This is a genomic window from Terriglobales bacterium (genome assembly GCA_035691485.1).
Lineage (GTDB): Bacteria > Acidobacteriota > Terriglobia > Terriglobales > Acidobacteriaceae > JAIQGF01.
Genome location: DASSIZ010000050.1, coordinates 24,746 through 35,086, shown reverse-complemented (window position 1 = coordinate 35,086; position 10,341 = coordinate 24,746). Strand labels below are relative to the sequence as shown.

9 protein-coding genes are annotated in these 10,341 nt (G+C 60.8%); 4 read left to right on the top strand and 5 right to left on the bottom strand.

The annotated features are described in order from the left end of the window. On the bottom strand, nt 1–1,128 hold a 1,128-nt coding region (gene purL, locus VFI82_06405), incomplete at its 3' end, for a phosphoribosylformylglycinamidine synthase subunit PurL (protein HET7184297.1). A gap of 307 nt (nt 1,129–1,435) precedes the next feature. Between purL and selB the strand changes: the two genes are divergently transcribed. Further along, complete coding sequence (gene selB, locus VFI82_06400) at nt 1,436–3,346, top strand: selenocysteine-specific translation elongation factor (protein ID HET7184296.1); 1,911 nt, start codon at nt 1,436–1,438, stop codon at nt 3,344–3,346. Nucleotides 3,347–3,433: 87 nt separating this feature from the next. Continuing rightward, nucleotides 3,434–3,964 (top strand): DUF488 domain-containing protein, encoded by a 531-nt coding sequence (locus VFI82_06395; protein HET7184295.1) that lies wholly within the window; start codon nt 3,434–3,436, stop codon nt 3,962–3,964. A 6-nt stretch (nt 3,965–3,970) separates the two neighbouring features. Here the strand turns inward: VFI82_06395 and VFI82_06390 are convergent, their stop codons facing one another. From VFI82_06390 to VFI82_06375, 4 genes are all read right to left on the bottom strand, one after another. Beyond that, a complete protein-coding gene (locus VFI82_06390; GenBank protein ID HET7184294.1) occupies nt 3,971–5,104 on the bottom strand; it encodes a PAS domain S-box protein in 1,134 nt (377 codons plus the stop codon). A gap of 90 nt (nt 5,105–5,194) precedes the next feature. Next, nucleotides 5,195–6,736, bottom strand: a complete 1,542-nt coding sequence (locus VFI82_06385) for a glycosyltransferase (GenBank protein ID HET7184293.1) — start codon at nt 6,734–6,736, stop codon at nt 5,195–5,197. Between the two features lie 14 nt (nt 6,737–6,750). Further along, nucleotides 6,751–7,443 carry a DUF5752 family protein gene (locus VFI82_06380; protein ID HET7184292.1) on the bottom strand — a complete coding sequence of 231 codons (693 nt, stop codon included), beginning with the start codon at nt 7,441–7,443 and terminating at the stop codon, nt 6,751–6,753. 110 nt (nt 7,444–7,553) lie between these two features. Further along, on the bottom strand, nt 7,554–7,910 hold the full coding sequence (locus tag VFI82_06375; GenBank protein HET7184291.1) for a DUF4118 domain-containing protein: 357 nt from the start codon (nt 7,908–7,910) through the stop codon (nt 7,554–7,556). Nucleotides 7,911–8,132: 222 nt separating this feature from the next. Between VFI82_06375 and VFI82_06370 the strand changes: the two genes are divergently transcribed. Then, nucleotides 8,133–9,347, top strand: a complete 1,215-nt coding sequence (locus VFI82_06370; GenBank protein ID HET7184290.1) for a cation:proton antiporter — start codon at nt 8,133–8,135, stop codon at nt 9,345–9,347. Between the two features lie 72 nt (nt 9,348–9,419). Further along, nucleotides 9,420–10,181: a 3-oxoacyl-[acyl-carrier-protein] reductase gene (gene fabG / locus VFI82_06365; GenBank protein ID HET7184289.1), complete on the top strand. Its 762-nt coding sequence runs from the start codon at nt 9,420–9,422 to the stop codon at nt 10,179–10,181. Nucleotides 10,182–10,341 lie beyond the last annotated feature (160 nt).

Here is a 10,341-nt window from a genome sequence, read left to right as displayed (position 1 = left end):
TGCCTGGTTGGGGATTTCGGCAACGACTTTGCCGTGTTCGAGCACGCGTAGTTTGTTATCGGTTGTGACCTTGCCGACTTCGACTGCATCGAGCCCCCACTTTTCAAAGACGCGAAAGACTTCATGTTCGCGGCCTTTTTGAGCGACCAGCAGCATGCGCTCCTGCGACTCGCTAAGCATGATCTCGTAAGGAGTCATGCCGGTTTCGCGCTGAGGAACGCGGTCGAGTTCGATTTCGATACCCACGCCGCCGCGGCCGCCCATTTCACAGGTCGAGCAGGTGAGACCGGCCGCACCCATATCCTGAATGCCGACGATCGCGCCCGTCTGCATGGCTTCGAGGCAGGCTTCCAGCAGCAGTTTCTCCAGGAACGGGTCGCCCACCTGAACGTTGGGGCGCTTGGCTTCAGAAGCTTCGCTGAATTCCTCGCTGGCCATGGTGGCGCCGTGGATGCCGTCGCGCCCGGTCTTTGCGCCGACATAGATCACCGGATTGCCTTCACCGGCAGCACGCGCGTAGAAGATCTCGTTCTTGCGCACGAGACCCAGGGCGAACGCGTTCACGAGCGGGTTCCCCGAATAGCAGGACTCGAATTTCGTTTCCCCGCCCAGATTCGGCACTCCGAAGCAATTGCCGTACGAGGCCACGCCGCTGACCACGCCTTCGAGGATGGAATGATTGCGGTGAAGATCGGTTTGGGAAAGCCCTTGGGAAGGCTGGATCGGACCGAAGCGCAGCGAATCCATAACTGCGACGGGGCGAGCGCCCATGGTGAAGATGTCGCGCAGGATTCCGCCCACGCCGGTGGTTGCGCCCTGAAAAGGCTCGATAAACGATGGATGATTGTGCGATTCGATTTTGAAAGCGCACGCCCAGCCGTCGCCGATGTCGATGATGCCGGCGTTCTCGCCGGGCCCCTGCACCACGAGGCGGCTGCGCGTGGGCAAGCGCTTGAGATGGACCCGCGACGATTTATAGGAGCAGTGTTCGCTCCACATCACGCTGAAGATGCCGAGTTCGGTGATGGTCGGAGCGCGGCCGAGGAGCGACAGGATTTTCTGATATTCGTCGGGCGTAAGGTTGTGTTCGGAGACGACTTCGGGCGTAACCGCGCTTTCGGTGGGCATTCGGGGAGTCTCATCAGTATTGTCGCATGAAGGAACAGGTTTGACGTTTCAAAGGCTTCGAGTTTCCAGGTTTCACGTTTCGCTCCGCCAATGGAAAAAGGCGGCAAAACTTGCGAAATTAAGTTCCGGTTTAGCTTGCAATCAAACCTCGCGCGCGGCGGCGGCATCTGAACTATTAACGAATGAAACACCGTCCTGATAGAAACATCAGGGCCGCTCGGGGCAGCGTCAACCAACGTACGCCCTGAGCCCCTTCCTCGGGGGCTCCCCATCCTACGACTGGCCCGCCTGATTTACACTTTCAGCGATGAAATCGGTCATCGTCGGAACCGCCGGACACATTGACCACGGAAAAACCGCGCTGGTAAAGGCGTTGACCGGGATTGATGCCGACCGGCTCGAGGAAGAAAAGCGGCGCGGCATCACCATCGATATCGGCTTCGCCCACCTCGATCTCGCCGACGAATGCGGCGATACGCTGCGCCTGGGCTTCGTCGATGTGCCCGGCCACGAACGCTTCGTGCGCAACATGCTGGCCGGCGTGGGCGGCATCGATCTTGTCCTGCTGGTGATTGCCGCCGACGAAGGAATCAAGCCGCAAACGCGCGAGCACTTCGATATCTGCCGCTTGCTGGCCATCTCGCGCGGCATCGCGGTGCTGACCAAGTCCGACCTGGTGGACAGCGAGTCGCTCAGCGTGGTGAAACTGGAGGTCGGAGAGTACCTGGGCGGCTCCTTTCTCGATCCCGGGAGCACGCCAATTATTCCTGTCAGTTCCAAGACCGGAGCGGGACTCGACGAACTGAAGCGCACACTAGTGCAGGTGGCCGGTCAGGTGCAGGCGAAGGACTCGACCTCGGTCCCAAGGCTGCCGATCGATCGCGTCTTCACCATGAAAGGCTTTGGCACGGTGGTGACGGGGACCCTGCTCTCGGGAACGGTGAAGAAAGAAGACGAACTGGAGGTCTTCCCCGGCAGACGGAAGGTGCGCGTGCGCGGAGTGCAAGTTCACGGCGCCGCGGCGGAACAGGCGGTTGCCGGACAGCGCACCGCGCTCAACCTTTCCGGCACGGCCACCGAGCAACTCGCGCGCGGGATGACACTGATCTATCCCGGGATGTTTCGGACCACCACGCGCGCGGACGTCTCTTTGACGCTGCTGCCGACGGCCAAGCCGCTGCGCGACCGCTCCCGGGTCCACTTGCACGCCTACACCAGCGAAACGATTGCCGAAGTCGCGTTGATTGGGGCAAAGGCGCTGCAGCCGGGGCAGGCCGGGTTTGCGCAGCTGAAGATTCGCGATCCGCTGCTGCTGCTGCCTGGCGACCGCTACATCATCCGGCAGTTCTCGCCGGTGGTGACAATCGGGGGCGGAACGGTGTTGGACACCGCGCCGCCAGTGAAGGGCATCCCGGGCGAGTCGAAGATGCGGTTCCTGGAAAGCGTCTCGCGAGGAACGCCGGCCCAAGTACTGGCAGTGCGGGTTGCACGGCGGGGCAAACGCGGGCTCACCACCGCCAACCTGATCGCTGAAACGGGTTGGTGGCCGCCAAAGCGAGTGGAAGAAATGGCCGCGGCCGCAGGCGGCTCCGCCGAGGCAATTGTGAAGATCGGCGACTTGCTGCTATCGGCGACGGCGCTTCAACAGGCGCGCGACGAAGCGGTTGCTGCCGTGAATGCGTTTCATAGCGCGAACCCGCTGGTGCCCGGGATCACGAAGGGTGAGTTGGCAGAAAAGCTCGGCCTCGAAGCCACCGTGTTCAATGCCGTCCTTGAGTCCCTGGCGCGCGAGAAGAAGCTGGAGACCTCGGCGGAGATTGTGCGCGCCGCCGGCCGCGGCGTGGTCATGAAAGACGAGGAAGCGGAATCCAAGAAGGTCATCGAGCAGGCCTTCGCCAGCGCCGGCTTGAAGGTCCCGGCATTGAAGGACGTGCTGGCGGGAGTCAAAGTGGACCGCACCCGCGCGCAGAAGATCATGACGCTGCTGCTGCGCGACCGGGTGTTGGTGAAATTGGCGGACGACCTGGTATTCCATCGCGACGCGCTCGATCAACTGCGCAAGCTGATGGCCGGGGCGAAAGCGCAAACGCCGAAGATCAACGTCGCCACCTTCAAGGACCTGACTGGAGTTTCGCGAAAGTACGCCATCCCTCTACTGGAGTACCTGGACCGGGAAAGAGTGACAAAGCGGGTGGGGGACGAGCGGATCATTTTGTAATTTCGTAATTCAGTAATTTGGGCCTGCGGCTGCGCCTAGTTAACTCGGCAAAGATTCCGCAAACTACTAAATTACTGACTTACGAAATTGGCAACGCTCCACACCATCGGCCATTCGACGCGTTCGTTCGACGACTTAGTGGCCGCCCTGCAGGCCCACAAAATAGAACGATTGGTAGACATCCGCGCCTTTCCCATGTCGCGGCGGCTGCCGCAGTTCAACCGCGAAAACCTGGAACAAGAGCTTCCCAAGAGCGCCATCGAGTACGTGTGGATGAAAGAGCTGGGCGGGAGGCGCAAGAAGATCCGCAACGACTCTCCCAACACGGCGCTGCGCAACGATTCTTTCCGCAACTATGCCGACTATATGTTGACCGCGGAGTTTCGGGCGGCGGCCGAGAAACTGGTGAAGCTGGCGGAAGAGAAGCCGACCGCCTACATGTGCGCCGAGCGCGTGTACTTTCACTGTCATCGCATGATGGTTTCGGACTACCTGGTAGCGCACGGCCACACCGTGCTGCACATTGACGGCACGGGAGCTGCGCGTCCGCACAAGCTCCTGGATGTGGCGCGGGTAATCGAAGGCGAGCTGGTGTACAACGGTGGCGAGTTGTTCTGAAAAACTTTATGCCGCGTTGGAAACTTCCGCTTGCCCGCGGTGGGCAGGCAGGACGACAGTAAAGATGGTGCCGCTGCGACCGCTTGCCGTTGAGGAATGTACGCGAATGCGGCCGCCATGCTTGCGAACAATACCATCGCTGACCCACAGTCCCAAGCCGGTCCCGCGGCCGGCCTTGGTGGTGAAAAAGGGCTCGAATAGCCGCTGGCGCTGATCCCTGCGTATGCCGCTGCCATTGTCGGCGACGGCAATGCGTACCATTCCATCGGGGCGAGTTACCACTTTGACCAGCAGTGCGCCTCCCACGCTCACCGCGTCCATCGCATTGAGAAAGAGGTTGGCCAATACCTGGCGGAGTTCGGAGGCAAGACCGCACACCGTGGCGGTGTCATCGCAGTGCATTGTCCGCAACCGAATGTTCTTTTTCATCAACGCCGGCCGGTGCAGATCGATGACACTTTCTACGAGTTCCGTAACGTTCACCGGCACCGGGTGGTCGGTATCACGGTAATAGGCGAGGCTCTGCTTGGTGATGCGACTGGCACGGCCGACTTCGTCGAAGAGCAATCGGGCCCAGCGGCGAGCCTCCTCATCGAGCGAGGGCTGGTGCACCAGCAGGTAGGCCAGGTTGGTGATCGCTTCCAGCGGATTGTTGACCTCGTGCGCGATAGCGGCGGCCATGCGGCCGATGGCGGCCAGTTTCTCTGACTGAATCAGGGCTGCCTGGGCATGCTTGCGCTCGGTAATGTCGCGGGCAATCTTGGAAGACCCGATCACCCGCCCGGTGGAGTCTTTGATCGGCGAGATAGTCAGCGAGACATCGAAGATCGTGCCGTCCTTGCGAACGCGACGAGTCTCGTAATGTTCAATGCGCTCCCCGGCGCGCAGCTTGCTAATGATGAAAGGCTCCTCGTGCTGCAGTTCAGCGGGAATCAGCGTGAGAATGGAGCGGCCGATGATCTCCTCGGGCTGATAACCAAACAAACGGGTAGCAGCGGCGTTCCAACTGGTAATAATTCCATCCAGGGTTTTACTGATAATGGCATCGTCGGAGGACTCAACGATGGCCGCCAGGCGTATGCGGGCCTCCTCCGCGCTGGGTAAATTCACCGCGATCGGGTCATCCTTTAGACCGGCCAAAATATCCTTCCCCCTCGACTTACCTGCGCCCCGGGTTATCTTCAGAATAATCGTTCGGTGACAGCAAGCCAAATTTCACGCCGCCCTGGCTCATTCTTCTATGGGCTCCTTCTCCGGCCGCGCCATGCCCAGCATGATCTGGAACAGCAGCAGGTAGCGCTTCAAGTTGCTGGTCATCAGGAAGTTTTCCTTGGCATGCTCCCGCCCGTTGCGGCCCATCTGGGCGGCGTATTCCGGATGGGTGAGCAGGTAGCGGATCTGGTAAGCACAGCCTTCCACCGAGTGCACCAGAACGCCGGTGAGCTTGTGGATGATCTGGGTTGGAATGCCGCCCACAGCGCCGGCGATTACCGGCTTGTTTTTCCATAGCGCCTCGGTAACGGTGAGACCGAAACCTTCTTTGAGAGACTTCTGAACAACGATGGTGGAGGCGCGCTGCAAGGCATTGATCTCCAGCGCCGACCAGGGTGGCAGGTTGAGCACGATTACGTCGGGATCTTCCCCGGCCTCGTCCATGACTTCCTGCAGCACGGCGGCGCCTTCCGGATCGTCGGTCGCTCCACCGCCGGCCAGCACCAGCTGGCAATCCACATATTTCTTGGCCAGCTTGTAGGCCTGAATCACGCCCACGGGGTCCTTGAGGCGGTCGAAACGCGAGATCTGGGTGACGATGGGACGAGTGCGATCAATGCCGAAGTCGTCGCAGACCTTGGCGATGTATTCCTCCGGCAGTTCCTTGTTCTTCTCCGACAGCGGATCAATGGCGGGATAGAACAAGTACTGCGGGATCGACAGCTGGCGCGAGAATGCAGGCGAGGAGAAAATCGCCGCGTCGTACTGCTCGACCATCGGGCGCAGGAATCCCCAGACTTCGGGGTGGGGGTTGCTGACATCGATGTGGCAGCGCCAAATCCAGCGGCCCCGGTTGCGCGCCCGTGAGCGGATGAGCCCGGCTGGCTGGGGATCGTGAATGACGAACAAGTCTTCCCCGAACTCCATGCGCGCGCGGTTCTGCTCGTTATAGAGCATGAAGATGTCTTTGGCTTGCTGCGTCAGGTTGTACTCGCCGCCGTGCAGCGCGTTGTGGAAGCCCTTGGTTACTTCGAAAAAGTCGTTCCCGCCGGTGATGACTTCCCACTTGGTATGGACTTCGAGTTCGTTCATCAGCGGAACGAGTCGGTTGAGGATCTCCGCGACGCCGCCTCCCACCGCAGTCGAATTCACCATCTTGACCGTCTTGCCGCGCAGTTGACGGGCCAAAAAACGTAGCTCGTCAAGCTCAGGACGACCGATGATGGGCTCGTAGTCGTCGAGCCGAGGCGGAGGCGGAGGCAGCGGCGGGGTATCGGAAATACGCGGGCGCTTGCGTCGCTCTTTTGGGGGCACCTCGGCCGGAGGCGCCGTGGTGCTTCCAGCCGAACGGGAGGCCGCTACCGCGGCGGGACTGGTCACGCTCTCCTGCTTGGCATCCCGGTCGCGGACGTCGTTCGCGCCAGGTCTGCTGGACGCGCTCTCTTGCTTCCCATCTCGGCTGCGCGGGGTGGCGGCAGCGGGCGGGCTGGGCGCGCTTTCTTGCTTGCCGTCCCGGTCGCGCAGGATGGTGGCTTCCTTCGCTTTTTTGCGCTCGTCCATCGGACCCTCTCTCCTCAGTGCGCCCGTTGTGGAACTTTTTCCAGGATACGTAAAATCTGGTCGCGAACATCGTGCAAGGTCGAGGTGTAAATGTCGATACGATTCAACCGGTCGGCCACCGCCCCCAAGTCCATCTCTTCTTCCAGCCAGATGGAGAAGTCATTGGAGTTCAATTTCAACCGCAGCCGGGCCTCGATAAAGTGGTAGTGAATGCTGTGAATGCTGACCTTTTTCAAAGAGTCAATAAATTCGGCAAGGTTGCGCGCGACGAACGGAGTGGGAATGACCACCGTGTCAGAGGCGCAGAAATAAAACGGCTCCAGGGCGGCGCGATCCCGCGCGCGGGCGTTGCGCTGGAGATATTCCTCAGTGATATCAACCAGCCGATTGCGGAGGTCGGGAATGCTGGTAAATTCGCGGACATCAATGGCGGCCAAACGCTCCGCCAGCCCTACCTCGTTGCAGGCGGCAAAGGCCCAGTGCGCGAAGTCGTTGGAAAAACCTTCGCGAATGAAATGGTGCTCCTGCAGCGTCTGGAAGGTGTGCTGAAAAATGGAATCGTTGGGGCAGCTGCGAAGGGCGTCGAGCAGTTCCGCAAGGTTCGTGGCGCGCTCCCGGCCGATGCGAAGCAGGTGCGCGGCGGAATTAAAGTAAAAGGGCGCACGCGCCCAACGGTCCACAAGGGATGGGACCTGCACGGTCGCCATTTTGGTCCTCCTTGAGCCGGGAATCGTCCCTGCGGACGCAAAAAGCTCCCCTGAATACAATAGGATGCCAACATGACTGCGGTTGTTGTTTTATTACCGCGCGGGATTTTCTACTGCCCGCGCTTGGTGCGGTCGCCGTGCGCCGGCAGCAGCAGGTAAGACAAGCTCACCCCGGCCAATAACATCCAGGCAACGAGCGAGCGGGCGCCGGGGTCGGCGATGCGCAGGCTGCCCTGGGGATACATGGTGTAGGCAAAGATGGACGCGGCAATGACGGACCCCAGAATGCCCACCGACCTTCCGAAGACCAAGCCTAGCGCCAGGACTACGCCCAAAATGGCGAACGGAACGACTTCCTGCAGCGGTGAGCGCCAGCGGACCAGGGTAGCCGACCAGGCAGCGAGGGCACACGCGGACAAGGCCACGACTAACCAGAGGGAGTGAGCGAGAGGCCCCTTACGCTTCATTTCGTCCTTCATTGGCCGCAAGGAACATGCCACATCTTTACCGTGTTTAAACAAAAATCGAGAGCTGGAAGGGACTGAAATCCAGCAGCTACTCTCGATTTTTCTGGTGTGCGACGCCGGCTTGCGGTAGACAGAAATCTCCCCCCTGCAGGCGCTGCGCTTGCACTCAGGCCCCCGCATCTAGTGAAGAGTCTCCCGGGCCCGCAACCTGGTAATTGCACGATGCCGCAGAATGCCGATACCTTCCTGCTCGAACTGTTCGCAATTTTTGTTTGGGCCAAGGTGTTTGCTGAAATTTTTGAGCAACTCTCTTTGCCGGCGGTGCTGGGGGAAATTCTCGCCGGTGTGATTCTGGGCCCGCAAGCCACCGGCCTGGTGGTGCCCACCGACACGGTCGGGTCGATCGCGGAAATCGGCGCGATATTCCTGCTGTTCACAGTCGGCCTGGAGACACGACCGCAGGACCTGATCCGGGTGGGGCGGCAATCGGTACGCGTCGCCATCGCCGGTGTCGCCATCCCTTTCCTGCTTGGCTTGACCTACCTGCACATGAAAGGCGGACCGGTGCACGAATCCATCTTCGTCGCCGCGGCCATGGTGGCGACGAGCGTGGGCATCACGGCGCGTGTCTTGAGCGACATTCATGCCCTCAACACGCGCGAGGCGCGCATCATCCTGGGCGCGGCGGTGTTCGATGACATTCTCGGCATGATCGTGCTGACCATCGTAGCCGGCTTGGCCACCGGGGGCAGCATCCGCTGGATTCACATCACGGTTCTGGTTGTGGAAGCGCTGGGGTTCGCCATTTTCATGATCTTCATTGGCCCTCGCGTGGTGGGCCGCATGCGCACCGGACTGGAACGCATGTCAACGCATGACGCGCCTCTGATCCTGGCACTCGCCATCTGCCTCGGCCTCTCGGTAGCTGCCACCAAGATCGGTATGGCGGCGATCGTGGGCGCCTTCTTTGCCGGGCTGATGTTCGCCGACTACTCTCCGGAATGGAACCTGCAGCCGCGGGTACACGCGATCAACGAATTCCTGGCGCCGTTCTTTTTCTTCGTCATGGGCGCGCGCCTCAACATTCACCTGTTCAGCGGTGAAGTGTGGGTGACCGCCATCGTGATTTCGCTGTTGGCAATCGTTTCCAAGGTGCTGGGATGCGGGCTGCCGATGATTGGAGAAGGCGTCTCCACGGCGGTGAAGGTGGGGGTGGGAATGATGCCGCGCGGCGAGGTCGCGCTGATTGTCGCCCTGATCGGTCTGCAGATGAAAGCCATATCGCAGCAGGCCTACGCCGTTGTGATCTTCATGGCCGGCGTAACCACCCTGCTGGCCCCGCCCCTGCTGCGCTACCTGTTCCGCCACATCGAACCGGAAGGCAGCGGCCCGCCCGACGAGAGGGAAGCTCAAATCAGCGAGAGCAGCGTCGGGTAACAACTGCGTCGGCGTCACTCGGTAAGGAGGTCGCAACCGTGGTTGCTATAATTCCCGCTTTCCGGAGAAGGCATGTCGGACTACCGGGGAATCCGGCTGGACGGGCGCGTGGCATTGGTGACCGGCGGGTCGCAAGGCATCGGGCGGGCCTGCGCCATCGCCCTGGCTGAAGCGGGTGCGGTGGTCGCGCTAGCCGCCCGCAATCAGGAGAAGCTGGCGGAAACCGCCGGGCTGATTTCCGGCAGCGGCGGCCGCGCCGAAACTTTCAAGCTCGACGTGGCCAGCGAAGAGCAGATCAAGGCAGGCATCAAGGCGGTCGTGGCCAAGCTCGGAAAACTTGACATTCTGGTCAACAACGCCGGAATCACGCGCGACCAGCTTGCCCTGCGCATGAAACGGGGCGACTGGGACGATGTTATGGCCACCAACCTTACCGGCGCCTTCCTGTGCTGCCAGCAGGCACTGGGCCCGATGCTGCGCCAGCGCTGGGGAAGGATTATCAACATCAGCAGCATCTTCGGCCAGATTGGGCAGGCCGGCCAGGCTAACTACGCGGCATCAAAAGCGGGGCTGATTGGACTGACCATGGCGCTGGCGCGCGAAGTCGCGTCACGGAATATCACCGTCAATGCCGTAGCTCCGGGATGGGTGGAGACGGCCATGACCGATGGGCTCGCGCCGGATCTGAAGAAGAGCGCGCTGCAGATGATTCCGCTGGGGCGCGCGGGCACGGCCCAAGAAGTGGCAGCGGCGGTACGCTTTCTCGCCTCCGAGGAAGCCGGCTATATCACCGGTCACGTGCTCAACGTGAACGGCGGGATGCTCATGGGTTGATGTACAAGTGGTTAATTATCTGCCTGTTACCTGCCTAAGATAAGGGAGCCAAAAGCTTGCACGGAAATCGGGGCAGCACTGACAAAATTTGTGCTTGCGTCCACGTTCTACTCTGGTTACTATGCACGCACCCCCGGATAGCCCTAGGTGTTGAAAAACC

Coding starts and splice junctions, on each gene's coding strand:
- selB (HET7184296.1), top strand. CDS start 1,436: ATGAAATCGGTCATCGTCGGAACCGCCGGACACATTGACCACGGAAAA.
- VFI82_06370 (HET7184290.1), top strand. CDS start 8,133: ATGCCGCAGAATGCCGATACCTTCCTGCTCGAACTGTTCGCAATTTTT.
- VFI82_06380 (HET7184292.1), bottom strand. CDS start 7,443: ATGGCGACCGTGCAGGTCCCATCCCTTGTGGACCGTTGGGCGCGTGCG.
- VFI82_06375 (HET7184291.1), bottom strand. CDS start 7,910: ATGAAGCGTAAGGGGCCTCTCGCTCACTCCCTCTGGTTAGTCGTGGCC.
- VFI82_06385 (HET7184293.1), bottom strand. CDS start 6,736: ATGGACGAGCGCAAAAAAGCGAAGGAAGCCACCATCCTGCGCGACCGG.
- fabG (HET7184289.1), top strand. CDS start 9,420: ATGTCGGACTACCGGGGAATCCGGCTGGACGGGCGCGTGGCATTGGTG.